We start from the raw sequence: 24461 nt of genomic DNA on the forward strand, positions 1-24461 counted from the left end.
ACATCGTCGCTGGTGCGACCGGTAGCTCATTACCCTCAGTGGCGATGTCGGGAAACTCCCCCGGGACACCAATCGCGGCATCAGCCCTTCGAGTGGAACCGGTTCGAGGGAGAGCAGGTCGAGCGGGACCGAGTGGGATCGGTTCGAGGGGGACCGGTTCGAGGGAAGCCAGAGGTCGGGTGGGATCCGGTTCGCGGGGGAGCGGGGGAGCGGGGGACGGGAGGTCCGGGCGGTCGGCCGCGCCGGCCACGGCGACGGCTTCCGTCGGCGACGCATCGACAGGTGTTGACATGCGGGGGTCCGGGACGTACAACGACTGAGAGAGCGCTCTCTCGGCTCCCCGTCCCCTGTAGAGAGGCCCGCACATGAACACCACCGGGATCGCCCGGCCGGATCTCGCCGGCCGGACCACCAGACGCCGCCTCGCCCTGCTGGTGGCCGTGACCACCCTGTTCGCCACGGTCTTCGCCACGCTGACCGTGACCGCCCGCGCCGCCATCCCACCGCCGGCCTCCGGCTGGAGCCTGGTCTGGGGCGACGACTTCACCGGCGCGGCCAACACGTTGCCGTCGTCGGCCAACTGGATCATCGACACCGGCACCAGCTACCCCGGCGGCCCGCCGAACTGGGGCACCGGCGAGATCCAGACCTACACCAACAGCACCGCCAACGTCAGCCACGACGGCGGCGGCAACCTGCGGATCACCCCGATCCGCAACGCCTCCGGCCAGTGGACGTCGTCCCGGATCGAGACGGTCCGGACCAACTTCAAGCCGCCCTCTGGCGGAGTGCTGGCGATCGAGGGCCGGATCCAGATGCCGAACGTCACCGGTGCGGCGGCGGCCGGCTACTGGCCGGCGTTCTGGGCGCTCGGCGCGCCGTACCGGGGGAACTACCAGAACTGGCCCGGGATCGGCGAGTTCGACGTGATGGAGAACGTCAACGGGATCAACTCGGTCTGGGGCGTACTGCACTGCGGCGTCGCGCCGGGCGGGCCGTGCAACGAGTTCAACGGCCTCGGCGCCCAGCGCGCCTGCCCCGGTTCGACCTGCCAGTCGGCATTCCACACCTACCGGTTCGAGTGGGACGCCTCGATCAGCCCCCAGCAACTGCGCTGGTACGTCGACGGCCAGCACTACCACACCGTCACCCAGACCCAGGTCGGCTCGTACTGGTCGCAGATGACCAGCCACGCCGGCTACTTCCTGCTGCTCAACGTCGCGATGGGCGGCTCGTTCCCGAACGGCGTGGCCGGCGGCACCACCCCGACCGCGTCGACCGTCTCCGGCCGGCCGATGCTGGTCGACTACGTCGCGGTGTACAGCCGGGGCGGTGGCACCAACCCGACCAACCCGCCGACGACCCCGCCGCCGACCACCCCACCGCCGGGCGGCACGGTGAGCGCGTACTCGACGATCCAGGGCGAGGCGTTCAACGGGCAGCAGGGTGTCGGGGTCGAGGCGTGCAGCGAGGGCGGCCAGAACATCGGCTGGCTGGCCAACGGCGACTGGGCCCGGTACGACCGGGTCGACTTCGGCTCGACGCCGCCCCGGGACTTCGTCGCCCGGGTCGCCTCGGGTGCGGGCGGCGGGGTGAGCGGCCTGGTGCAGGTCCGGGTGGACAGTCCGACCGGCCCGGTGCTGGGCAGCTTCGCCCTCGGCAACACCGGCGGCTGGCAGAGCTGGCAGTCGATCCCCGGCAACGTCTCGGCGGTGACCGGGGTACGCACGGTCTATTTGACCTTCAGTAGCGGGCAGCCGGCGGACTTCGCCAACCTGAACTGGTTCACCTTCCGCCGCTGAACTGACCCCTGACCCCCGCCTCGGCGGTCGGGACCGGTCCGGCCGGCGTCTCCGGCTCCTCGGCCCACCGGAGACGCCGGCCCCGCAGGGTGTGCGTGGGTGCCTGGTCCGCAGTGGACAGGCATCCACGCACACCTCTTGCGTAAAACAGTTAACCTTCCTAATAATTGGCGGACAGTCGATGGCTGTGGATGCCCGACCGCTCGGTGGAGGACCACATGAGACGCCGCAGAAGCCTTGTCCTGTCCGTAGTCGCCGGCCTGGTGGCGACCGTCGGCGTCGCCTGGGGAGCGCTGCCGGCGTACGCCGCCGGGCCGACCGCGACCTTCGTGAAGACCGCCGACTGGGGCTCCGGCTGGGAGGGGAAGTACACCATCACCAACGGCGGGACCAGCACCATCAACGGCTGGTCGGTTGCCTTCGACCTGCCCGCCGGCACCACGATGGGCAGCTACTGGGACGCCCTGCTGGCCTCCTCCGGCCAGCGGCACACCTTCACCAACCGGTCCTGGAACGGCACCGTCGCCCCCGGCGCCTCGGTGTCGTTCGGCTTCCTCGCCACCGGCTCCGGCAGCCCCGCCAACTGCACGCTCAACGGCGCGGCCTGCGGCGGCGGCAGCACCCCGACCAACCCGCCGACCACCCGCCCGCCGACCACGCCACCCACCACCCAGCCGCCGACCACGCCGCCGCCGACCAACCCGCCCACCTCCGGGCTGCCGAAGCACTTCCTCACCGGGTACTGGCACAACTTCGACAACGCCGCCGTCGAGTTGCGGCTCCGGGACGTGCCCGCCGAGTACGACCTGATCGCGGTCGCCTTCGCCGAGGCCACCAGTACGCCCGGCGCGGTCACCTTCGGCATCGACCCCGGACTGTCGGCCTCGGTCGGCGGCTACACCAACGCCGACTTCACCGCCGACGTGCGTACCGTCAAGGCGCGGGGCAAGAAGGTCATCCTCTCGGTCGGCGGCGAGACCGGCCGGGTCGCCGTGAACGACGCCGCCTCCGCCACCAACTTCAGCAACAGCGTCTACAACCTGATCCAGCAGTACGGCTTCGACGGCGTCGACATCGACCTGGAGAACGGGCTCAACCCGACGTACATGGGGCAGGCGCTGCGGTCACTGCGCAACCGGGTGGGCTCGAATCTGATCATCACGATGGCGCCGCAGACCATCGACATGCAGTCGACCTCGGTGTCGTACTTCAAGCTGGCGTTGGACATCCGGGACATCCTCACCGTCGTGCACACCCAGTTCTACAACTCCGGCTCGATGCTCGGCTGCGACCAGGCGTTCGCGTACTCCCAGGGCACCGTCAACTTCATGACGGCGCTGGCCTGCCTGCAACTGGAAGCCGGCCTCCGGCCCGACCAGGTGGCGCTCGGGCTGCCCGCCGGCCCCGGGGCGGCCGGTGGCGGCATCGTCGCGCCGAGCCTGGTCAACCAGGCGCTGGACTGCCTCGCCAAGGGGACGAGCTGCGGCAGCTTCCGGCCGCCGCGCACCTACCCGGGCATCCGGGGCGCGATGACCTGGTCGATCAACTGGGACGTCAGCAACGGCAACAACTTCGCCCGGACGGTACGCCCGCACCTGAACACGTTGCCCTGACTCGGCGGGCACCGGCGACGTCGGGCCGTCAGCGCGTGCTGGCGGCCCGGCGCCGGCCCGACCGCCGCCGCAGCTTCTTCACCACCCAGAGTCCGATCATCGCAACGAAGACCGCCAGCAGCCCGTAGTCGAAGTAGCCGGCGTACCTGTCGATCTGCTGCCACCGCGACCCGAGCCCGTAGCCGAGACCGACGAAGATCGCGTTCCAGACGCCGCTGCCCAGCGTGGTCAGGGCCAGGAACCTGCCCACCGGCATCCGGTCGGCACCGGCCGGAACGGAGACCAGGCTGCGGACCACCGGAATCATCCGGCCGAAGAGCACCGCCCAGGAGCCGTACCGCTCGAACCAGCGGTCGGCCCGATCCAGGTCTTGGGTGTCCACCAGTGGAATCCGGTCCAGCCAGCGCTTCAACCGGTCCTCGCCGAGCGCGGCGCCGAGCCAGTAAAGCAGTACCGCGCCGAGCACCGAGCCGGCGGTGGCGGAGACCGTCACCAGTACCACGTTCATCCGGCCCTCGCCGGCCAGGTAGCCGGCCATCGCCAGTACCAGTTCGCTCGGCACCGGCGGGATGATGTTCTCCAGGGCGACGAGCAACCCCACTCCGGGTACGCCCATCGCGTCGATGACGCCCGCTATCCAGCCGGTCAGCCCGCCGAGTTGCGTCGGGTCCACGTCCTGGGCGAGGGCCACGGCGCACCCACTCCTTCGTCGGCTCGTTCGTCGGCTCAGGGAAAGCCCGGGTGAAGAGGTCTCCGTACCCCGTGATCAGCCCGGTTACACCCGGCCGTGCCGGTGGCCCGGCACTTGGCACGTCGCCCCGGTCTGCCGTGCCGGCCGATCTGAGCCGCCCCGGTTTGCCATGGCGGCCGATCGGAAAAGAGCTTCGGGCATGACGGACCGGTGGTACGCGGAGGCGGTCGTCTACTGCCTCGACATCGACACGTACGCCGACTCGGACGGTGACGGGGTCGGCGACATCAAGGGACTGATCGGCCGCCTCGACTACCTGGCCCGGCTCGGCGTGACCTGCCTCTGGCTGCACCCGATCCATCCGTCGCCGAACCGCGACGACGGCTACGACGCCACCGACTTCTACGGCATCGACCCGAGGTTCGGCACCCTCGGCGACTTCGCCGAGCTGCTGCACCAGGCCGCCAACCGGGGAATCCGGGTGATCATCGATTTGGTGGTGAACCACACCTCGGACCAGCACCCGTGGTTCCAGTCCGCCCGGTCGTCGCCGGACTCGCCGTACCGCGACTGGTACGTCTGGGCCGACGAGGCGCCGCCGGACCGGCGCCAGGGCATGGTCTTCCCGGGCGAGCAGGACGAGACCTGGAGCTACGACCGGACCGCCAAGGCGTGGTTCTACCACCGGTTCTACCGGTTCCAGCCGGACCTCAACTTCGGCAACCCGGCGGTACGCGCCGAGATCAAGAAGATCATGTCGTTCTGGCTCCAGCTCGGGGTGGCCGGGTTCCGGATCGACGCCGCGCCGTTCATCATCGAGCTGACCGAGCCCGGCAACCCGGACTCGCCCAAGGACTTCGAGTTCCTCACCGAGCTGCGCCAGCACGTCCAGTGGCGGCGGGCCGACGCGCTGCTGCTGGCCGAGGCGAACGTGCAGCCGGCCCAGCTCGTCGACTACTTCGGCGACAGCGGCGGCTCCGCCAACCGGCTGCACATGCTCTTCGACTTCATGCTGAACGGCCGGCTGATGCTGGCACTGGCCCGGCAGGACCCGGAACCGATCATCGACGCGCTCCGGGACACCCCGGCACTGCCGGCCGGCGCCCAGTGGGCCACCTTCCTGCGGAACCACGACGAGATCGACCTGTCCCGGCTCACCGCCGAGCAGCGTGCCCAGGTGTACGCGCAGTTCGGCCCGGACGAGAACATGCGGATCTACGATCGGGGCATCCGGCGCCGACTCGCCCCGATGCTCGGCAACGACCGGCGCCGGATCGAGCTGGCGTACGCGCTCCAGTTCTCGTTGCGCGGCACGCCGGTGCTCCGCTACGGCGAGGAGATCGGGATGGGCGAGGACCTGTCGCTGCCGGGGCGGGAGTCGATCCGTACCCCGATGCAGTGGTCCGGGAAGCCGAATGCCGGCTTCTCCACCGCGCCGGCCGACAAGCTGATCCGGCCGGTGATCGACGGTGGCGAGCACGGCTACGAGCAGGTCAACGTGACGGCGCAACGGCACGACTCGAAGTCGCTGCTGGCCTGGTTCGAGCGGATGATCCGTACCCTGCGGGAGGCGCCCGAGGTCGGCTCCGGCTCGTGCACGCACGTCGACCAGGAGATGCCGCCGGGAGTGCTGGCGCACCGCGCCGACGGCCCGACCGGCTGCATGGTCTTCCTGCACAACCTCGGTACCCGGCCGGCCAAGGTCAACCTCGGCGCGCTCTTCCCGGAGGCGGACATGCCGAACGACGCACTCGCCGACCGCGAGTATCCGCCGGTCGGCAAGCTCGACGCGCTCGACATCGCCGGGTACGGCTACCGCTGGATCCGGCTGCACCGCTCCGACGCGGTCGAGTGAGTTCCTGCCGTCAGGCGTCGGGGCGGGTGCGGCGCAGCCAGAGCAGGCCGAGCACCGGCAGTACCAGCGGGATGTAGCCGTAGCCGCCGCCGAAGTCCGACCAGACGGTGTCGTCGGGGAAGAGCGCCGGGTCGAGCAGGCTCAACGTCCCGACGCCGAGCACCCCGACCAGTTCCACGGTGCAGCAGACCAGCGCCGTACGTCGTCCGGCCCGGTCGCCCCGGGCCAGCCCGACCGTCGCCACGATGTAGATCACGGCGGCGAGCGCGGAGAGCAGGTACGCCACCGGCGCCTCGTCGAACTTGGTGATGATCTGTACGCCGGCCCGGCAGGTCGCCGCAATGGCGAACAGGATGTAGACCGCCACGAGCGCCCGCCCCGGACCGCTGTTCACCCGTCGGGGCGCCGGCCCGGGACCTGTCGACCTCGCCGGGTCGGGGCCGGCCGGGGGCGCCGGGTCGGAGGTCGTCGGCTCAGCCACCGGGAAGCTGCCAGGTCTGTTGCAGGCGTAGCACGACCACCGGGATCACCAGGCAGACGACGGTGACGATCACCGAGCCCCAGCGGGTCGGCTCCATCCGGGCCAGCACGCCGGCCAGCGGCGGCAGGCAGACCAGGGTGACCAGGTAACCGGCGAAGGTGCCGACCTCGGCCGGCTGCTCGCCGCCGATCCACGCGGCGACGGCCGTGGCGGCGAGCGCGAGCAGGACCAGATCCAACACGGCCAGGCCGGCGAGGTGGGAGACGTCCGGCGGCCGGTTCCGCATCGTCGTCACCAGGCTCCAGACGGCGAGTACGAGCGACAGCACGATCGAGGACGCGACCAGGAAGTCGTTCATCGGCCGGCCCCGGGGCGGATGCCGGCGCAGCGTGGCAGCACGGCGGCGCGGAACCGGTCTCGACTCACCGCCGCAGTCTACTAACCGCCGTAGTAGCGCGACGTGGAGGGTTCCCCAGTGGCGGCCCTACGTCTCGCTGGTGGCTTCTCGTCGGCGGACGTATGTGCCCTTGCCGGTGACCGTGTAGGCCAGTCCGTCACGGACCAGCACCTGCACTGCCTTCACCGCCGTTCCGCGAGCGATGCCGTAAGTCCCGACGAGTTGAGCCACCGACGGAATCGGCCGGTCCGGCGCCAACTCGCCGCGCTCGATCTGGCCGCGCAGGATGTCGACCAGTTGCCGGTAGACCGGCACGGGGCTGTCATGGTCGATCATGGGCAGACCGTAGAAGACGTTGAAACACCGCGTGAGAGCAGGGCAGACCATGGACTGCCATGGCACACCGTAGTACGGTCTGACTTAGAGCCGTGTCGCTCGTGGCACTGGGTGCGGGGGTGGCACGTTGACCCCTGGCCTGCCCGTGCGGCCGGATCGCCCGTCCTCCCTGGCGAGCGGTCGCCGGACAGGCCCGGACGCGACAGGTGTGGAGTGCGATGTTGCACGACGGCGATCCGCCTCAGCCCGTACCGAAGAATCCTGGTCCGATTCCGATACCCGCCGACGTGGAGCGCGCCGAGATGCGGTCGGTGTTGCTGCGGCACGTTGTCAACGGCGGCAACTGCCGAGCATGCGGCCGGCCGCCGGACCACACCGGCTATTGCTGGGCGGCCAGGGTCGCCTACGAACGGCTGCGCAGCGATTGGCGGCGATCGGACCTGTGACCAGGCGTCAGAGCGGGCCGGTCACAACTTGAGGAGGTCCACGTCGTACAGCGCGATCGACGCGTCCCGGGAGGCTAGCGTCAGACCTTCGACGCTTGCTTGTGCCACAAGCATCCGGTCGAACGGGTCGCGGTGATGTGATGGCAGACGACCGGCGGCGATTGCATGGGTGTGCGTGACAGCCAGTTCACGGAATCCCATGTCCCGTACTCGTTCGGCAAGATCGGCTGGTCCGGCGAGCTTGCCGGCGGCCTGTTTGATGGTGATCTCCCACAGGCTGACCGGGGACAGGAAGATGTCCGGGTCGTGGCGCAGCCGGTCGAGGAACTCCTCGCCGAGGGTCGTGTCGCCGGTGATGGCCCAGAGTGCGACATGGGTGTCCAGCAGCAGGGTCATTCGCCCAGACCGAAATCAGCCGCGATCTGGGCGTTGGTCTGGGGCGAGTCCCAGTCACCCGACAGGTCCACCTGCCCGGCGAGGGAGCCGATCGCGGTGCGGTTGGCTCGACGCACCAGCGGCACGACCTTGGCCACAGGCGTTCCGGCGCGGTCGATGATGATCTCTTCTCCGCGCTCCACCCGCTCGATGATGCGCGAGAGGTGGGTCTTGGCATCGTGCATGTTGTAGTGCGCGGCCTCTGCCGACATCGCTTCACCTCCCCGGTTAGCTAACACCCTAGTCCGACCGACCAGACCTTGCCACAGGTCCGCGACCATGCGCTGCCGCCACTCTGTACGGCGGCGGAGTCAGATCTTGACGACTTCTGGCGCCTACAACGACAAGAGGTCGTCAAGATCTGGATGTCGGCCGAGGGGTGGGCGATCATGGCGGGAATATCAGCACCTTCTATGATTGGCGGCACCCCCGACCGCCACCCTCACCGGGAGCCCCGCCGCGTGGACCTGTCCGGCATCGACGCGCTCTCCGCGCTGCTGATCGCCGGTGGGGTGGTGCTGTTCTCCCTCCTCGTACTCGCGGTGGTGGCGGACCGGCCGAGGACTCCACGCCCCAACCTGGAGCGGCTGCGCGCCGCCGCCGAGGAGCTTGAGGCGTACGCGGTGGCGACCCAGACCGACGCCGGTCGGGCCGCCGCGATCGCCGGTGCGGCCCGGGTGGCGGTGGCCGAGGCGGAGCGGCACCGGGACGAGGCGTGGGCGGACCAGGAGGCGGCCGAGCGGGAGTACGAGCGGGCCTGGCAGGTGGTGCTCGCCGGCCGGCAGGCGGCGGCCAGCACACCGGTACCCGAGCCCGACCCGGATCCGGAGCGGGAGCGGGCGGTGTCCCGGGCGGCGCTGGCGGCGTACCGGCGCGGAGATCTGTCGCTGCCGCAACTGCGTGAGGTGTTCCGGCGCGGCGGGGCCTGGGATCCGGCGCAGGAGCAGCGGGAGCAGGCGCTCGACCTCGCCCGGATGTGCCTGGCGGAGGCGCGCCGGGCGTACGACCGGGCCGCCCTGCTGACCCGGCGTGCGGAGCAGGAGGCCCGGGCCGCCGAGGTCGCCGCCTGGGAACTGCTCTCCGAGGCGAACCGGTCGGTGGCCGAGGCGCGGGAGGCGTACCACACGGTCCAGCGGTTCAGTCAGCGGCGCGGTCGTACCAGGCGACGCCGGAAGCGGGCCGGTTAGGAGCGGGACGTCAGGTCGGCCGGGTTCGTCCGGGATGGATGTGTTAGGAAGAATTCCCTGCTCAAGCGGTACGAAGGGGGATTCGGGTGCTCACGTTCGGGCTGTTCGGCACCGGTGTATGGGCGGCGGAGGTGCACGCCGCCGCGCTCGCCGGGCATCCCCGGGCGCGGCTCGCCGGAGTCTGGGGCCGGGATCCAGCCAAGGCCGAGGCGCTGGCCGACCGGTACGGCGTGCCGGCCTACGCCGACGCCGACGCGCTGATCGAGGCCGTGGACACGGTCTCCGTGGCGCTGCCGCCGGACGTGCAGGCGGACCTGGCGGTACGGGCCGCCAACGCCGGTCGGCACCTGCTGCTGGACAAGCCGCTGGCGCTGAGCCTGCCGGACGCCGACCGGGTGGTGTCGGCCGCCGCACAGAGCGGGATCGCCTCCGTCGTCTTCTTCACCAACCGATTCGAGCCGACTGTCGCCACCTTCCTGGCCAGCACGGCGGCCACCGGTGGCTGGCACGGCGCCCGGGGCGTCATGTACTCGTCGATCTTCCAACCCGGCAACCCGTACGGCGGATCGGCCTGGCGGCGCGAGCACGGCGCGCTCTGGGACGTCGGCCCGCACGCGCTCTCGCTGCTCCTGCCGGTGCTCGGCCAGGTGACCCAGGTCGCCGCGATGGCCGGACCCCGGAACAGCGTGCACCTGACGCTGGCGCACGGCGACACCGCGACCAGCACCCTGTCGCTCGCCCTGGACGCCCCGCCGGCCTCGACCACCTTCGAGTTCGCCTTCCACGGCGAGGACGGCATCGCCGAGGTGCCGGCGCGGGACGGTACCCCGGTCGACGCGTTCCGGCTGGCCGTCGAGCAGCTCTGGACCGAGGTCGACAGCGGCACCCGCGACCAGCAGAGCGACGTGCGGTTCGGCCGGGACGTGGTGGCCGTGCTCGCCGCCGCACAGACCGCCCGCGAGCAGGGGCGCACTGTCAGTCTGCCGTCCTGATCCACGGGAACCGGCCGCCGGGCACGGCTCGGCTACGACCCGGGCGGCTGCCGGTTGCCGGCGAGGCAAGAAACTCAGAACGAGTGACGCAGACTCAGAACGGGTGGACGCCAGACTCAGGACGAGCAGACGCAGACTCAGAACGGGTGGACGCGCCGGGTCGGGCCGCCCCGTGACGGCCCGACCCGGCGGTCGGTCTGAGGGGAGAGGCTCAGGCCGTGCCGACCCGGGCCAGCAGTTCCGGGCCGCGTGCCGCCAGCCGGCGGTGGGCGAGCCAGCCCAACGCCCAGGCCAGCAGCAGGCCGCTGAGCACCCCGGCCGGGGTGGCGGACCAGAGCATCACCTCGTCGCCGGCCCGGGTGCCCTGGTAGAGCAGCCAGGCGGTCGGCGCGGCGACCACCGCGAGCAGGCCGAGCATCAGCCAGACCAGTCCGCCGACCGGGCCGCCGTCCTCGCCCGGGTTGCCGCCCCGGCGGTGCGGGTCCGCCATCCGGACCGGCACCAGCACCGAGACCAGGACCACCAGGCCGGAGCCGCCGCCGAGGACCACCGGCAGCAGTCCGGTCACCCACGGCAGGGTCCACCAGTGCACGGCGCCGACCAGGCCGGCGAGGGTGAGTACCAGCGCCAGCGGGGCGACGACGAGCAGCCAGGCGACCTGCCGGGCGCGTACGTCGGCGCGTTCCACCCCGGGCGTCATCAGCGTCATCCACAGCGCGGTCCCGTCCGAGCTGTAGAGATGTGCCGAGCAGGAGACCAGCATGATCGCCACCACCAGCCCGGCCAGCGGCAGCAGGTCGCTGATCCGGATCACCAGCGGCAGCAGCACGAAGACCAGCCCGTACACCACGGCGAAGCTGAGGTAGTGGATCCGGACCAGGTCCCGCGACCAGGTACGCAGCTCCTTGCCGAGTACCGCCCCGAACGGCGTACGGGCCGGACGGCGGGACGCCGTGGTGCGGGCGACCCGGGAGACCGGGGCAGCGGAGGGACGGTCCAGCAGCCGGGCCCAGGCGAGCAGGGCCAGCGCGGTCAGCCCGGCGAGTCCCACCAGCGCGGCGGCGACCAGCGCCCAGTCGCCCCGGTGCGCCGACTCGACCACGACGACCGGCCAGCCGGACGGCAGGATCCGCAGCACCCGGGCGGCGACGGCCGGCAGCCCGTCGGCGAACGGCCGGGCGCTGCCGCCCAGCGCCACGAAGACCACCCAGCACTGCGCCATCCCGGCGGTGATCACCGCCCAGGGCAGCGCGCCCAGTGCGGCACTGATCCGGCTGCCGAGTACCGCGCCGAGGGTCGCCACCACCAGTCGGGCGAGCGCCACCAGCAGCAGTACCAGCAGGATCGCGGCCGGCACCCCGACCAGCGCGGACAGCACGCCGAGCCGGGCACCGTACCCGACAAGAGCCGTTGTGGAGACCAGGGTGACCGCCGGGCCTACCCCGGTCAGCGCGGCGCCGTAGAGGCCGAGCACCAGGTCGCGGCGGCCTACCGGCAGCAGCGTCAGGTGGTCCCGGCGGATGCCCAGGTCTCCGCCGCCGCCGAGCGCCGGCCCGACCAGCCAGCCGACCAGCGTGCCGGCCAGGGCGAGGGCGAGCAGGTCCCCGGCCCGGGCCGGGGTTCCCCGAGTGGCGAGCCAGATCATGCCGACCGCGCCGGCCAGCCCGCAGAGCGCGCCGAACCCGACGTTGTAACCCTGGGTTCCGGTGAACGAGCGGCGCAGCAGGGTGAGCCGCAGGTCGATCAGGACGCCAACCACGACAGCTCCTCCCCGCTCGGCGCGGGTGCGCCGACCAGCTCGACGAAGGCCTCCTCCAGGCTCCGGTCGCCCCGGACCTCGGCCAGCGGGCCGGCCGCCACCACCCGGCCACGGTCCATCACCCCGACCGAGTCGCAGACCTGCTCGACCAGCGCCATCACGTGACTGGAGAGCACCACCGAGCCGCCACCGGCGACGAACCGGCGCAGGATCGCCCGGATCGTCGCCGCCGACACCGGGTCGACCGCCTCGAACGGCTCGTCCAGGACCAGCAGTCGGGGCGCGTGCAGCAGCGCGGTGGCCAGGCCGATCTTCTTGCGCATCCCGGCCGAGTAGCCGAGCACCAGGGTCCGCTCGGCGCGTTCGAGGTCGAGTACCCGGAGCAGTTCGTCGATCCGCCCGGTCAGCACCTCGGCCGGCATCCCCCGCAGCCGCCCGAAGTAGCCGAGCAGTTCCCGGCCGGTGAGCCGCTCCGGAAAGGCCAGCCCGTCCGGAAGTACCCCGACCTGGCGCTTCGCCTCGACCGGGTCCCGCCAGACGTCGACGCCGAAGATCTCGGCGCGGCCCGCGTCCGGGCGGAGCAGCCCGACCGCCATCGACAGGCTGGTGGTCTTGCCGGCACCGTTCGGGCCGACCAGGCCGAAGAACGAGCCGGCCGGCACGGTCAGCTCGACGGAGTCGGCGGCGGTGGTGTCGCCGAACCGCTTGGTCAGCCCGGTGAGCCGCAGTGCGGCCGGCCCGGCGACCTGCCCGGATGGCTGGGCGGGCCGCTCGGATGGCTTAGCTGCCCGCTCGGATGGCTCGGCGGCCCGGTCCGACGGCTGGGCTGCCCGGTCGGCCGGGAGTGGGGCGTCGATGTGCATGGCACAAACGCTAGAAATTGCCGGCGGTGGCCGGAATGGGGCCGGATGCCGGGTGGGGGTGTAGCTAACCCCACCCCTGCCCGGCGCCTTCCGGTACTGCCGCCGCCGGCCGGTACCGGCCAGACTGGGCGGCATGACGACCAGAGCGGTACGCCGCGCCGGCCTCGCCCTCCTGCACGGGATGGCGCTGGCCGGGCTGGGCGTGCCCGGGGCGGCAGCGCTGCTGGTGGTCCACCTGGCGTTCTTCGTACCGGGGTTCGGGCTCGGCCTACTTCCCCTGGTGCCGCTGCCGATCCTGGCCGGGCGGCCGCTGACCGACCTGGTACGGCGGCTGGCCGCAGCCGGCTCCGGAACGCCGCTCGGGTCGCCGTACCGGCCCCGGCCGGCGCCGCTCGAACCGGAGGCGGACGGCCGCTATCCGCACCACAACCGGCTCTACCGCCACTCCTGGATGCCCCGGTTCCTCCGGCTGCTGGACTGGCTGCTCGGTGATCCGGCCACCTTCCGCGACCTGGGCTGGATGACCCTCACCCCGGCGGTCGGGCTGCTGCTCGGCGGGCTGCCCGTCGCACTCGTCGGCGCCGGCGGCTGGTACGCGGTCAGCGCCGTCGACCGGCACTGGTGGGCGGTACCGGCCGGGCTCGCCGTCGCCGTCGCCGGACTGGCCGTGGCACCGTGGCTGCGTACCCGGCACGTGCGGTGGACCCGCTGGTGGCTGGGCCCGACCCAGCGGCAGCCCGGCCGGCTCCGGGTCTGGTACGGCTTCCAGCTCCTGCTGCTGCTCCGGCTGCTCTGTCTGCTCGGCCTGAGCCTGCTCGCCCTGCCACTGGCGGCGATCTCCGCCGTCGCGCTGGTGCTGGCGTACGGGCTGGGCATCGTGGTGGTGTTGCCACCGTTGATCCAGAACCTGCGCTGGCTGCCGGAACTGCGCCGGGAACTGGCCGGGCGGTGGAGCGGGGTCGGAGTCGAGTCGCCGTACCTGCCCCGGCCCGGGTTGCCGGACCGCCGGCCGGACGGCCGCTACCAGGTCGGCAACAACCTCTACCAGACGGAACGCTGGGCGGCGTACAACGTGCGGCTGCGCTGGCTGGTCCGGGATCCGGCGAGCTGGCGGGACTTCGGCTGGCTGCTGCTCGACCCGGTCGTCGGCGGGCTGTCCCTGGCCGCCCCGCTGGCCGCGATCGGGTACGGCATCTTCGGCCTGGCGATGCCGAGGCTGTGGATGCTGGTCGGGGCGAAGCCGGCCGGCGGCACCGACTGGTACGCCTCGGTCGCCGGTGTCGACGCGGCGGCGATCCCGGTCGGGCTGGCCCTGGCCGCGCTCGGCCTGCTGGCCGCCCCGGCGGTGCTGCGCGGCAACGGCGGCTGGACCGCCCTGCTGCTCGCGCCGACCGCCAAGGCGAAGCTGGCGCTGCGGGTGCGGCGGCTCACCGAGACCCGGGCCGACGCCACCGAGAACCAGGCCGCCGAACTGCGCCGGATCGAACGGGACCTGCACGACGGTGCCCAGGCCCGGCTGGTCGCGATGGGGATCAACCTCGGCAACGTCGAGTACCTGATGGACAAGGACCCGGAGGCCGCCCGGGCGCTGCTGGCCGAGGCGCGGCAGGCGTCGGCCAAGGCGCTGACCGAACTGCGCGACCTGGTCCGGGGCATCCACCCGCCGGTACTCGCCGAACGCGGTCTGGTCGACGCCGTCCGGGCCCTCGCCCTGGACACGCCGGTCCGGACCGAGGTCACCGCCGAACTGCCCGGCCGGGCGGAACAGCCGATCGAGTCGGCGGTCTACTTCGCGGTGAGCGAACTGCTGACCAACGCGGTGAAGCACGCCCGCGCCGCCCGGATCACCGTCGATCTCGGGTACGCCGACGGCCGGCTGCGGATCGTCGTCGCCGACGACGGGCGGGGCGGCGCCGACGGGTCCCGGGGCAGCGGACTGCGCGGCATCGCCCGGCGGCTCGGTACATTCGACGGCGTCGTCGACCTGAGCAGCCCGCCGGGCGGCCCGACGACAGTGATCCTGGAGGTACCGTGCGCGTTGTCCTCGCCGAGGACCTCTATCTCCTGAGGGACGGCCTGTCCCGGATGCTGACCGCGCACGGCTTCGACGTGGTGGCAGCGGTGGAGACCGGTCCGGAGCTGCTGGCGGCGTTACTGGAGCTACGCCCCGACGTGGCGGTGGTGGACGTACGCCTGCCGCCGACCCAGACCGACGAGGGTCTCCAGGCCGCGCTGGCCGCCCGTCGGGAGGTACCGGGCCTGCCGGTGCTGGTGCTCTCCCAGCACGTCGAGCAGCTCTACGCCCGGGAACTGCTCGCCGACGGCACCGGTGGGGTCGGCTACCTGCTCAAGGACCGGGTCTTCAACGCGGAACAGTTCGTCGACGCGGTACGCCGGGTGGCCGGCGGCGGGATGGCGATGGACCCGGACGTGATCGCCAAGCTGCTCGCCCGGAGCGGCCGGGACGCGCCGATCGCCCGGCTGACGCCCCGGGAGCGGGAGGTGCTGGAGCTGATGGCCGAGGGGCGGTCCAACAGTGCGATCGGGCAGCGGCTCTACCTCAGCGAGAGCGCGGTCGGCAAGCACACCGCCAGCATCTTCGGCAAACTCGACCTGGCACCGTCGGACGACGACAACCGCCGGGTGCTGGCCGTGCTGGCATACCTGAACGGCGCGGCCGGCGGTTGACGCCGGACTCTCCTGCCTGGCAGACGTCGGGCTCCTGCTTGGCATACCTGGGCGGCGCTGCCGGCGGTTGACGCCGGACTCGTGTGCCGGTCGCCTGGCCGGCGGCTCCGAAGCTGGCCGGCGGCTCCGGCGAGTGTGCCGTGCGCCCGGCTGGCGGCTCAGGAGAGTTCGATGATGGCGTCGCCGATCTCGGCGGGGGTCTGGAACCGCTCGACCGGCAGCGACTGGAGCAGTTTGAGGGTCTGGGTGTCGACGCCGGTCTCCTGGGCCCAGCGGACCAGGTCCTCCTTTGACACCGGGTAGTCCAGTCCGGCCAGCGACTCCTGGAACTGGATCGCGTTCACTCCCATACCCGGTCGATTACCCAGTCCTGCCCCAACCACACCACGGGTTTACCCGGGTGGTGTCCGGGGTAGCCGCCGCTCATGCAGGTTCACCGGCTCGGGGCCCCGGACGACTTCGACCCGCTGCTGGAACGGATCGGCTCGGCCCGGATCGTGATGCTGGGCGAGGCGAGCCACGGCACGTACGACTACTACCGGCTGCGTGAGCAGGTGACCCGACGACTGATCGCCGAGTGCGGGTTCTCCTTCGTGGCGGTGGAGGGCGACTGGCCGGACTGCGACCTGGTGCACCGCTCGGTGGTCGCCGCCCCGGACGCCGACGACGACCCGCAGCGCGCGCTGGAGCGGTTCGAGCGGTGGCCGACCTGGATGTGGTCGAACGCCGAGGTGGCCCGGTTCTGCCGGTGGCTACGGGCGTGCAACGCCGACCGGCCGGCGGAACGGCGGGTCGGCTTCCACGGGCTCGACGTCTACAGCCTGTGGGACTCGATGCAGGCGATCCTGGACTACCTGGGCGAGGAGGACCCGGCGTCGCTGGAGGCCGCCCAGGAGGCGTACCGGTGCTTCGAGCCGTACGGCACCCGGATCGAGGAGTACGGGCTGGCCAGCCGGTTCGTCTCGGCCCGCTGCGAGGCCGAGGTGGTACGGCTGCTGGCACGTACCCGGGAACGGGCCGCCGCCGACGGCGCGGACGCCTTCTCGGCCTGGCAGAACGCGGCGGTGGTGGCCGGCGCGGAGAAGTACTACCGGGCGATGGTGGGCGGCGGACCGCAGTCCTGGAACGTCCGGGACACCCACATGGTCGAGACCCTGGATCGACTGCTGGACCGGTACGGCCCCCGGTCGCGGGCGATCGTCTGGGCGCACAACACGCACGTCGGGGACGCCCGGGCCACCGACATGACCAGGGACGGGATGGTCAACGTCGGCCAGCTCGCCCGTGAGCGGTACGGCGCCGACGACGTGGTGCTGGTCGGCTTCGGCAGTTACCAGGGCAGCGTGGTCGCCGCCAACCGCTGGGGCGCGCCGGCCGAGGTGATGACCGTGCCGGTGGCCCGGGCCGGGTCGCTGGAGGAGCGGCTGCACCGCATGCTGCCCGAACGCGCCCTGCTGGTGGTGCCGCCGCCCGGCGACCGGCCGGACTGGCTGGACGAGGAGGCCGACCACCGGGCGATCGGGGTGGTCTACGACCCGTCGTTCGAGGCGTGGGGCAACTACGTGCCGACCCGGCTCGGCGACCGGTACGACGCCTTCATCTGGTGCGACCACACCACGGCGCTGCACCCGCTGCCGGCGGTGGCCGCACCCGGCGAACTGGAGACGTACCCGTCCGGGGTCTGACGGCGCACAACGATCACCCGACCTCATCGACGGCGCCGGTGCCGGAACCGGCGATCACCCGACCTCCTCGACCGCGCTGGTGCCGGAACCTTCGCGGGACTCCCAGGACCAGGTCTCGTCGAGCCGCAGCCGACCGTCCGGCAGCACGGAGATCCGGCTGACGCAGTGCCCGCCGGAGGTCTGGCCGGAGCGGTTGAGCTGCACGTAGCGGAAGTCGAGGGTGTCGCCGTCCCGGGTGCCGAGCAGGTGCCCGGTGCGGATCTCGCCCCCGGTGTACGTCGCGGAGATCTGTCCGCCGCGCTCCCGGTAGTCGAAGACGGTGGCGGCGCCGACCTCGCCGCCGTCGACCTCGCCGACCGCCCGGAACCGCCGACCGTCGAGCGAGGGCAGCGATTTCCCGGGTACGTCCCCGGCGACGTCCCGCGCGAAGCAGACCTGGTTGTAGGGGCTGTCGCCGTACGGGGGGATCTCCTGGTAGCCGGCGGAGCGGTAGAGCGACGCCGCCTCGGCGAGTACCCGGTGGGTGCCGAGCCGCACGGTGTGCAGCCCTCGGTCCACCGCCTGCCGTTCCAGCTCGCCGAGCAGCCGGCGGCCCAGCCCCGACCCGCGCGCGTCGGCGTGCACCCACAGGTGGCACAGCTCGGCGACGCCGGGACCGAGGGTCCGGATCCCGCCGCAGCCGATCGGCCGCCCCTGCTCGTACGCGACCAGGAAAGCGCCGCCGGCACCGCTGACCTCGGCCGGATCCACCAGCGCCCGGCGGTCGTAGCCCTCGGGGAACCGGGTCGACAGCTCGGTGGCGTACTCGGTCAGGGCCTGCCGGGCGGCGGTCCCGTCGGCGTCGACGACCTCGACGGTGACGGCGGCCAGCCGCAGCAGTCGGCGGGTCCGCTGCTGCGCGGCGATCAGCTCGGCCCGCTGGGCGGGGGTGAGCGGCGCCAGCAGTTCCCCGGCGGCGGCGGTGGAGCGCCGGTCGAGTTCGGCGAGTTCGGCGGCGCCGGCCCCGGTCAGCTCGGCGACCCGGACCCGGCCGTCCGTCTCGTGCGGCCGAAGCTGGACCAGCCCCTGCGCCTCCAGCGAACGCAGGGACCGGCTCAGATAGCCGGAGTCCCAACCGAGCCGGGTACGCAGGTCCCGGACCGACACTCCGCCGCTACGGCCACCAGCCGACGCCGCGCCGCTGCCGATCTCGTAGAGCAGCCGGGCCTCGCCGAGCGGGCGGTCCTGTCCGAGATAACGGTCGGTGAGCAGGCCGATCCGCTGCGAGTAGTAGCGGTTGAAGTCACGGACCGACCGGGCCTGCCCGGTGATCTCCGTCGTGTCGCTGGCAGCCGTCATTTCTCTGACTATAGTCAGAGATTCCTCGGTCGGTGTTCCGGCACCCCGGTCCGGAACTCCGGCGGGTCGTGCATCAGGAAGTCCCGGTGGCTGATGTTCCAGGCGTACGCGCCGGCCAGCTCGAACACGATCGTGTCGCCGGCCGCGATCCGGCCCGGCGGCGGCAACCCGGCCGCGTCCGGCACCCGGGCCAGCACGTCCTTCGGAGTGCAGAGCTGCCCGACCACTGTCACCGGCCCCGCCCCGGTCACCGGCCGGGCGAACGGGTACGGCCACCGCTCGCGGGGCAGCACGGTGAACGGCTGGGAGTGGCCCTTCGCGGCCGGGGTGCGGAACTGGTGCGTCCCGCCGGCCACCACCACGAACCACTCGCCACCGGAGCGCTTCACGTCCAGCACCTCGGCCCGGTACCGCCCACAGTAGACGGTCAGCGCCCGGCCCGGCTCGACCCGCAACGTCCGGCCGGGATACCTGGCGAGCAGCTCGCCCAACGCGGCGCCGTACGCCGGCCAGTCGAAGCGGGCCGTCGGATCGGCGTAGTCGACAGCCATCCCGCCGCCGACGTTCACCTCCCCGGCGTCGAGTTCGGCCACCGCCCACTCGACCACCGTCCGGGCCACCGAGGCGGCGCCGGGCGCGGCCAGCCCGCTGCCCAGATGGGCGTGCACGCCCCGGATCCGGATCCCGGGCAGGTCGAGCCGGGCACAGTCCCGGGCGTCCTGCGGGTCCATCCCGAACGGGCTGGGCCGGCCACCCATCACCAGCACCGCCTCGCCGACCGGCAACGGCAGGTTGACCCGGAGCAACACCTCGGCGACCGTACCCCGGGCGGCGGCCAGCCGGTCGAGCCGGAGCAGCTCGGTCGGGGACTCGACGTGGAACCGGCGTACCCCGGCGGCCAGTCCGGCGGCCAACTCGGCGTCGGTCTTGCCCGGCCCGCCGAACGCCGCCGCCGGAGTCTCCGGGAACACCTCGGCGAGGTGCCGCAGCTCGCCGCCGCTGGCCACCTCGAAGCCGTCGACGTGCGGCGCGAGGGTACGCAGGATGCCCGGATCCGGGTTCGCCTTCATCGCGTACAGCAGCTCGACGCCGGAAGGCAGAGCGGCCCGGATCGCCTCCGTCGAATCGGCCAGCCCGGCGAGGTCGTACCAGTAACTCGGCCGGTCCGGCGAAGAGGGATTCACCAGCGACCTCCGATCGGGTTGGGGAACGGCAGGTAGCCGGCCTGTCGGTCGGCCGCCCGCTCCCAGCGCACCAGCAGGTTCGCCTTCACCGGCAGCGGTACCCCGGCCAGCAGCGCAGCCAGCCGGGGCGGGTCGCCGAGCCGGCCGGAGGTCTCCCGCACCACCTCGCGCAGGGTTGCCCAGAGCCGCGCCTCGACCCCGGGATGTGCGTCGGCCAGCGCGCCGGCCAGCTCCACCAGATGGTTGACGAAGAGGCAGTAGCTGACCCGGTTGAACGCCTGCTCGGGGTCGTACCCGATCGCCGCCGGCAGGCGTGCGAGCCAGTCGGCCCGGCGCTCGCGGTCGAGCTTGACCCCCTCCAGGTCGCGCAGCAGCATCCGGACCGGCCGCCGGTCGGCGTCCAGCACCACCACCACGTTCTGGAGGTGGGCCTCGTGTACGACGCCGTGTCGCCACCACAGTTCCAGCACGGCCGGGACCAGCAGCCGGACGTACGCGTCCCACCAGCCGACCGGGTCGGGCACCGCCAGCGGCGCGGCGGCCAGGGCGGCGGCGATCAGCGGCGTCTCGCCCTCGGCCAGGTGCGGACGCAGTCCACCCCGGAGGATCACCCCGTAGGTCTCGTCCAGCCCCGGCAACTCCACCGTCCGGTACGCCGGCTCCGGCAACAGCGCCACCCCGGCCGGCAGCGGCAGCCCGGCGAGCAGCCGGGTCAGCGCCACCGCGCCGGTCAACTCGTACCGGGCGTTCTTGCGGACGCAGTTGGTGATCCGGATGTGCAGGCTGGTCTTGACGAACAGGTCGGCCCGGGGCGCGTAGAGGGTGCGCACACTGGCCGTCGGGCGCAGCACCGCGCCGCCGGTGCCGAGGTCGCGCAGCCGGGGGTCGAGCGGCCGGGCGAGCGCGAACTGCCAGGGATGCACCGGCAGCACGGCGTGCCCGGCCGGCGCGGGTGGCGGATCGAGTACGCCGATCAGCTCGTCGAACGGCCCGTCCGAGCCGAGCAGCGCCTCCGGTACGCCGATCCAGCGCAGCCGCAGGCTGGTCCGCAGCTCGGGGGCGTACGCGTTCCACGACTCGACGTCACCGCTGCGCCACTTCGGGGCCGGATGCCGGGGATGACCGTGCACAAGGGACTGCTCGGAGTCCACATAGGAGTCGACGACCGGGTCGCCGGTCGGGTCCGGATCGCTGGGCGGGCGCAGCCGCAGTACCCGGTCCAGCGCGTCTCGGCTCGCCACCACCTGCCCGGCGAACTCGTCGTTGCGTACCCCCGTGCGCAGGGTCAGCTCGTCGGCGACCAGCGCGGCGAGCCCGGCCGCGTCGACCGGGGACCAGGCCCCGGCGGAGAACCGCTGCACCGGCCCCTCGTAGCGGTGCGCGCCCACCTCCGAGACCCGGGCCACCGCACAGCGCAGCAGTACGGCGCTGCGCGGCAGGCGTACCACGGCGTGTCCGTCGGCCAGGGTGATCTGCCGTTCCGGGCCGGCGACCTCCCGCGCGACGCAGCCGAGCAGGGTGTGCGTACTGGCGACGTCGGCGGTGGGCCGGGACACAGCGGCGGTCATCGACTGCTCCTTTGCCGCGAGCGGCCGTGCCGGTTCGCCGTCACCGGTCGGACCGAAGATAGTTGGGGCCGGTACGCAGGTAGTACTTGTTGATGTCGGTGCATCCGGTGCGTTGCTTGGGCAGCAGCGTGCCGGCGGTCAGCATCGCCTTGACCGGCAGATGTTCGGCGGTCAGGACGCGTTCGGTGAGCAGCCGTGCGGCGGCGTACCCGTCCCAGCCGGGCAGCCCGGGGGAGTCCGGGGTCGGGGCGGCGGCCCAGCGGTCGCGGGCGGCGAGCAGCCGGGGGCGCAGCGCGGCGCCCGGGGACGGCACCGGCACGCCCCGGTCGGCCAGGGCCCGCAGCGGTGCCGCCGCGGCGAGGTGCAGGGTGATCGTGGTGAACACGTCGGCCAGCTCGCCGGGGTCCGTGATCCACATCCGGGCGTCCCGCAGCGCCGGCCCGGGCCGCCGGACCAGTCGGGCACCGTCGTTGTCCTTGTAGAGCAGCCGGATCCGTGCGCCGCCGCCCGGCCCGGCGCCGTTGTCGACCACGGACGGGTCGAGGACGAGGTGGATGTTCTGCTGGTGCGCCTCCAGCGCGATGCCGTGCCGCAGCCAGAGGAAACAGTGCCAGTCGACCAACAGGTCCAGATAGGACTCCAGCAGCGGGCGCGGGTCCGGCCCGGCCACCCGCTGCGCAACGGTACCGCCGGCCGGGTCGTCGGCGGCCAGCGCGGCGACCGGGACCACGGTGCGGCCGGCCAGCTCGGCCGGGAAGCGGCGGACCAGGAACGACCGGAGGTCGTCGCCGGCATCGCCGTGGCAGCTCTCGTCGGCGTGCAGGATCCGGCCGGCGAACGCCGGCTCGGCGGCGGCGATCCGGGCCAGCAGCCGGTGCAGTTCGGCGCCGTCGACCAGGGTGCCGGGCGCGATGGTACGGACGTTCCGGGCTCCGAGCGTCGCCGTGGCCAGCGGCAGCTTCAGATGCGTGTACGGGTCGGCGACCAGCGCCACGGTCCGGGTCGACAGGGTCGGCCGGACGAGCACCTCGGGCAGGTCGACGCGGACCGGCAGCCCGCGCCGGTCGGCGGTGACCGGGTGCACCGGCAGCAGCACGGTCTCCGGCTCGCCGGACGGCGGCCACCACTCCGGCAGGGCGCCGCGCAGGGTCAGCCCGGCCCGGGGTACCGGCAGCCAGCACAGGACGAAGGTGGGGGCGTGTTCCGGGGCGTACCGGAGCAGGTCGGCACCGGCCAGACCGATCCGGGCCCGGCTGGTCGGATAGACGGGATGGTCACACCTGGCGGCCAGTACGTCGTCGAGCAGCGCCCCGGCCATGCCGGTCGTCGCGCCCCCGGTCGATGTGCCGGCGCGGGCGGCGAGCACCTCGGCGTACACCCGGGAACGGGTCTGCGCGGCGAGCCGACGGGCCGCGAGATCGTCCCGGCACTCGGCGCGGAACGCGTCCCAGCCCGCCTCGGCCTCCGGATCGCCCCCCGGAGCCAGTACGTCGAGCAGCCCGTCGAGGGTCCGCACCACCCGGCCCGGCTTCCCGGAACCCGTCGCGCCGTCGGGCAGCACCATCAACTCCGGACGCGCGGTACGCAGCTCGTGCTGGAACCCGTCCGGCCGGACCGGCAACCGCAGTCGGGCGCCGGGGATCCGGGTCAGCCACCCGTCGGAGCCGTCCCGAGATCCGTTGCCGGCCAACCCGAGGTGGTCCTCGCGGAGCAGCGCGTCCAGCACCCGCCGGAAGAGCTGCCGCTCGGCCCCGTCGACCTCGACCTCGGTTCCGTCGACCTCGACCTCGTCGACCTCGGCCCCAGCCCCGTCGATCTCGGCCCCAGCGCCGTCGACCTCGACCTCGGCCCCGGTCACCGCACCTCCCCGTACCGACTGATCATTCGTCGATTGTCCAGCGGTGTGCGGCCCGGAAGTCGCGGAGTGCCTCGCGTACGGTCGCCGGATCGGGGCCGATCGCGTGCAGCGCGGCCAGATAGTCGCGGTTGGTACCGGTCAACGGGGCGGCCACCCCGACCGTCCGCAGTGGACGCGAGCCGAGCCGTACGCCGGCCGGCCCGGTCGCGTCCACCGGACCCGGCGCGGCGACCAGCGTGCCGGAGCGGTCGGCGCAGACCCACTCGACCCGGGCGTGCCGGGGTACGCGTACCGGGTCGGGCAGGGCCGGCAGCGGGTCGCCGGCGTGGATCCGGAGGACGTGGGCGAAGAGGGGCAGGTCGAGCAGTTCGGCCATCACCAGGTCGACCCGGTCGCCGATCAGCCGGTAGTTGACCTCGATCAGCCGGGCCCGGCCGTCGGACACCACGAACTCGGTGTGGCAGGCGCCGAAGCCGACGCCGAGTGCGTCGAGCTGGGCGAGCACCTGGGCGAGTACCGGTGCCGGCAGCTCCGGCGCCCAGTCGAGGGCCTCCTCGGTGAAGGTCGGCGGTGGGCCGAGGCCGGTCCGCCAGCCGCCGACCACGGCGATCCGCTCGCCGTCGCCGAGGGTCTCCAGGGTGTGCAGATCGCCGGCCAGGTACTCCTCGACCAGCAGTGCCTGGCCGGGGCGCCGGCCCCGGATCTCGGTGACCCGGCGGAGCAGCTCGGAAGGACCGTCGACCAGGTAGACGTCCTCGCTGGCCACGCCCTCCCGGGGTTTCACCACCGCCGGGAACGGCACGGTCGCCGCGCGGCCGGGGTCGTCGTCCGGGCCGAGCACCACCGCCGCCACCCGGTCCAGTCCGGCGTCGGCGACGGTACGCCGGGTCAGGTGCTTGTCCTTGCCGCGCAACGTCGCCCGCCAGTCCTTGCCGGGCAGTCCGAGATAGTTTGCGGCGAGCGCGGTGGGGGTCTGTAGGTGGTCGCTGTTGGACAGCAGCGCGAGCGGCGGATCGCCCCGGTATACGGCGTCCAGCACGGCGCGGACGTCCCGGACGTCCGCACCGGACACCTCCGCACCGGAGAGTCGCGTCGGGTCGGTCGGCCAGGCGGCGGGCTGGTCGGTCAGAACCGTCACCGGCAGCCCGAGCCGGTCGGCGGCCGGCAACAGACCGTCGAGTACCGAGTCGGTGGGGTTGAGCGCGGTCAGGTAGAGCCGCACGGACGAGCCTTCCCCGGCGGTGCCGTCCGGGTGCCGGTGGAGGCGGCCCGGGCCCGGCGAC

22 protein-coding genes are annotated in these 24461 nt (G+C 72.8%); 8 read left to right on the plus strand and 14 right to left on the minus strand.

Translation table 11 applies throughout. The features are described 5' to 3' along the window. Positions 1-365: 365 nt before the first annotated feature. Positions 366-1802 carry a carbohydrate-binding protein gene (locus tag Pen02_RS04660; protein WP_203864624.1) on the plus strand — a complete coding sequence of 479 codons (1437 nt, stop codon included), beginning with the start codon at positions 366-368 and terminating at the stop codon, positions 1800-1802. Positions 1803-2020: 218 nt separating this feature from the next. Next, positions 2021-3415 carry a chitinase gene (locus tag Pen02_RS04665; RefSeq protein WP_203864625.1) on the plus strand — a complete coding sequence of 465 codons (1395 nt, stop codon included), beginning with the start codon at positions 2021-2023 and terminating at the stop codon, positions 3413-3415. A 28-nt stretch (positions 3416-3443) separates the two neighbouring features. On the opposite strand, the gene Pen02_RS04670 is transcribed toward Pen02_RS04665, so the two are convergent. After that, entirely contained in the window at positions 3444-4106 is a 663-nt protein-coding gene (locus Pen02_RS04670; protein WP_203864626.1) for a DedA family protein, read from the minus strand. Between the two features lie 199 nt (positions 4107-4305). Here Pen02_RS04670 and Pen02_RS04675 point away from each other — a divergent pair, with 199 nt between their 5' ends. Continuing rightward, the gene (locus Pen02_RS04675) at positions 4306-5961 is read left to right on the plus strand and encodes an alpha-amylase family protein (protein WP_203864627.1); all 1656 of its coding nucleotides are present in this window, start codon (positions 4306-4308) and stop codon (positions 5959-5961) included. Between the two features lie 10 nt (positions 5962-5971). Here Pen02_RS04675 and Pen02_RS04680 read toward each other — a convergent pair whose 3' ends face one another. The 5 genes from Pen02_RS04680 to Pen02_RS04700 all read right to left on the minus strand — a co-directional run bounded on the left by Pen02_RS04680 (position 5972) and on the right by Pen02_RS04700 (position 8268). Continuing rightward, a complete protein-coding gene (locus tag Pen02_RS04680) occupies positions 5972-6355 on the minus strand; it encodes a hypothetical protein (protein ID WP_203864759.1) in 384 nt (127 codons plus the stop codon). A gap of 79 nt (positions 6356-6434) precedes the next feature. Further along, entirely contained in the window at positions 6435-6800 is a 366-nt protein-coding gene (locus Pen02_RS04685) for a hypothetical protein (RefSeq protein ID WP_203864628.1), read from the minus strand. Between the two features lie 126 nt (positions 6801-6926). Then, a complete protein-coding gene (locus tag Pen02_RS04690) occupies positions 6927-7175 on the minus strand; it encodes a GntR family transcriptional regulator (protein ID WP_203864629.1) in 249 nt (82 codons plus the stop codon). 467 nt (positions 7176-7642) lie between these two features. Next, on the minus strand, positions 7643-8017 hold the full coding sequence (locus Pen02_RS04695; RefSeq protein WP_203864630.1) for a type II toxin-antitoxin system VapC family toxin: 375 nt from the start codon (positions 8015-8017) through the stop codon (positions 7643-7645). Beyond that, on the minus strand, positions 8014-8268 hold the full coding sequence (locus Pen02_RS04700; RefSeq protein WP_203864631.1) for a type II toxin-antitoxin system Phd/YefM family antitoxin: 255 nt from the start codon (positions 8266-8268) through the stop codon (positions 8014-8016). The genes Pen02_RS04695 and Pen02_RS04700 overlap by 4 nt, the downstream gene beginning before the upstream one ends. A 249-nt stretch (positions 8269-8517) precedes the next feature. Between Pen02_RS04700 and Pen02_RS42445 the strand changes: the two genes are divergently transcribed. Next, the gene (locus Pen02_RS42445) at positions 8518-9243 is read left to right on the plus strand and encodes a hypothetical protein (RefSeq protein WP_203864632.1); all 726 of its coding nucleotides are present in this window, start codon (positions 8518-8520) and stop codon (positions 9241-9243) included. Positions 9244-9329: 86 nt separating this feature from the next. After that, positions 9330-10235 carry a Gfo/Idh/MocA family protein gene (locus Pen02_RS04710; protein WP_203864633.1) on the plus strand — a complete coding sequence of 302 codons (906 nt, stop codon included), beginning with the start codon at positions 9330-9332 and terminating at the stop codon, positions 10233-10235. Positions 10236-10446: 211 nt separating this feature from the next. Here Pen02_RS04710 and Pen02_RS04715 read toward each other — a convergent pair whose 3' ends face one another. Continuing rightward, positions 10447-11994, minus strand: a complete 1548-nt coding sequence (locus tag Pen02_RS04715; RefSeq protein WP_203864634.1) for a hypothetical protein — start codon at positions 11992-11994, stop codon at positions 10447-10449. Next, complete coding sequence (locus Pen02_RS04720; protein ID WP_203864635.1) at positions 11979-12857, minus strand: ABC transporter ATP-binding protein; 879 nt, start codon at positions 12855-12857, stop codon at positions 11979-11981. Before Pen02_RS04720 ends, Pen02_RS04715 begins: the two co-directional genes overlap by 16 nt. Before the next feature lie 133 nt (positions 12858-12990). On the opposite strand from Pen02_RS04720, the gene Pen02_RS04725 reads away from it, so the two are divergent. Together Pen02_RS04725 and Pen02_RS04730 are read left to right on the plus strand one after the other, a co-directional pair. Next, on the plus strand, positions 12991-14925 hold the full coding sequence (locus Pen02_RS04725) for a sensor histidine kinase (protein ID WP_239140060.1): 1935 nt from the start codon (positions 12991-12993) through the stop codon (positions 14923-14925). Continuing rightward, positions 14889-15545 (plus strand): response regulator, encoded by a 657-nt coding sequence (locus Pen02_RS04730; RefSeq protein ID WP_203864636.1) that lies wholly within the window; start codon positions 14889-14891, stop codon positions 15543-15545. Before Pen02_RS04725 ends, Pen02_RS04730 begins: the two co-directional genes overlap by 37 nt. Before the next feature lie 158 nt (positions 15546-15703). Here Pen02_RS04730 and Pen02_RS04735 read toward each other — a convergent pair whose 3' ends face one another. Continuing rightward, a complete protein-coding gene (locus Pen02_RS04735; protein ID WP_203864637.1) occupies positions 15704-15895 on the minus strand; it encodes a DUF2795 domain-containing protein in 192 nt (63 codons plus the stop codon). 75 nt (positions 15896-15970) lie between these two features. On the opposite strand from Pen02_RS04735, the gene Pen02_RS04740 reads away from it, so the two are divergent. After that, positions 15971-17230, plus strand: a complete 1260-nt coding sequence (locus Pen02_RS04740; protein ID WP_203864638.1) for an erythromycin esterase family protein — start codon at positions 15971-15973, stop codon at positions 17228-17230. Positions 17231-17284: 54 nt separating this feature from the next. Here Pen02_RS04740 and Pen02_RS04750 read toward each other — a convergent pair whose 3' ends face one another. Genes Pen02_RS04750 through Pen02_RS04770 form a run of 5 tightly spaced genes read right to left on the minus strand, consistent with a single transcriptional unit; the run spans position 17285 to position 24400 of the window. Next, complete coding sequence (locus tag Pen02_RS04750) at positions 17285-18568, minus strand: bifunctional helix-turn-helix transcriptional regulator/GNAT family N-acetyltransferase (protein WP_239140062.1); 1284 nt, start codon at positions 18566-18568, stop codon at positions 17285-17287. Positions 18569-18582: 14 nt separating this feature from the next. Beyond that, a complete protein-coding gene (locus tag Pen02_RS04755) occupies positions 18583-19752 on the minus strand; it encodes a type III PLP-dependent enzyme (protein WP_203864639.1) in 1170 nt (389 codons plus the stop codon). Continuing rightward, the gene (locus Pen02_RS04760) at positions 19749-21320 is read right to left on the minus strand and encodes an IucA/IucC family protein (RefSeq protein WP_203864640.1); all 1572 of its coding nucleotides are present in this window, start codon (positions 21318-21320) and stop codon (positions 19749-19751) included. The genes Pen02_RS04755 and Pen02_RS04760 overlap by 4 nt, the downstream gene beginning before the upstream one ends. Positions 21321-21360: 40 nt before the next feature. Then, on the minus strand, positions 21361-23178 hold the full coding sequence (locus Pen02_RS04765) for an IucA/IucC family protein (RefSeq protein ID WP_239140063.1): 1818 nt from the start codon (positions 23176-23178) through the stop codon (positions 21361-21363). 22 nt (positions 23179-23200) lie between these two features. Beyond that, the gene (locus Pen02_RS04770) at positions 23201-24400 is read right to left on the minus strand and encodes an ATP-grasp domain-containing protein (RefSeq protein ID WP_203864641.1); all 1200 of its coding nucleotides are present in this window, start codon (positions 24398-24400) and stop codon (positions 23201-23203) included. Positions 24401-24461: the final 61 nt, after the last annotated feature.

Origin of the sequence: Plantactinospora endophytica, from assembly GCF_016862915.1 — a bacterium.
GTDB classification, from domain to species: Bacteria; Actinomycetota; Actinomycetes; order Mycobacteriales; family Micromonosporaceae; genus Plantactinospora; species Plantactinospora endophytica.

What these genes read in the sequence shown, in the direction of transcription:
- Pen02_RS04660 (WP_203864624.1), top strand. Translation starts at nt 366, where the DNA reads ATGAACACCACCGGGATCGCCCGGCCGGATCTCGCCGGCCGGACCACC.
- Pen02_RS04665 (WP_203864625.1), top strand. Translation starts at nt 2,021, where the DNA reads ATGAGACGCCGCAGAAGCCTTGTCCTGTCCGTAGTCGCCGGCCTGGTG.
- Pen02_RS04675 (WP_203864627.1), top strand. Translation starts at nt 4,306, where the DNA reads ATGACGGACCGGTGGTACGCGGAGGCGGTCGTCTACTGCCTCGACATC.
- Pen02_RS04685 (WP_203864628.1), bottom strand. Translation starts at nt 6,800, where the DNA reads ATGAACGACTTCCTGGTCGCGTCCTCGATCGTGCTGTCGCTCGTACTC.
- Pen02_RS04690 (WP_203864629.1), bottom strand. Translation starts at nt 7,175, where the DNA reads ATGATCGACCATGACAGCCCCGTGCCGGTCTACCGGCAACTGGTCGAC.
- Pen02_RS04695 (WP_203864630.1), bottom strand. Translation starts at nt 8,017, where the DNA reads ATGACCCTGCTGCTGGACACCCATGTCGCACTCTGGGCCATCACCGGC.
- Pen02_RS04700 (WP_203864631.1), bottom strand. Translation starts at nt 8,268, where the DNA reads ATGTCGGCAGAGGCCGCGCACTACAACATGCACGATGCCAAGACCCAC.
- Pen02_RS04720 (WP_203864635.1), bottom strand. Translation starts at nt 12,857, where the DNA reads ATGCACATCGACGCCCCACTCCCGGCCGACCGGGCAGCCCAGCCGTCG.
- Pen02_RS04725 (WP_239140060.1), top strand. Translation starts at nt 12,991, where the DNA reads ATGACGACCAGAGCGGTACGCCGCGCCGGCCTCGCCCTCCTGCACGGG.
- Pen02_RS04735 (WP_203864637.1), bottom strand. Translation starts at nt 15,895, where the DNA reads ATGGGAGTGAACGCGATCCAGTTCCAGGAGTCGCTGGCCGGACTGGAC.
- Pen02_RS04740 (WP_203864638.1), top strand. Translation starts at nt 15,971, where the DNA reads ATGCAGGTTCACCGGCTCGGGGCCCCGGACGACTTCGACCCGCTGCTG.
- Pen02_RS04750 (WP_239140062.1), bottom strand. Translation starts at nt 18,568, where the DNA reads ATGACGGCTGCCAGCGACACGACGGAGATCACCGGGCAGGCCCGGTCG.
- Pen02_RS04760 (WP_203864640.1), bottom strand. Translation starts at nt 21,320, where the DNA reads ATGACCGCCGCTGTGTCCCGGCCCACCGCCGACGTCGCCAGTACGCAC.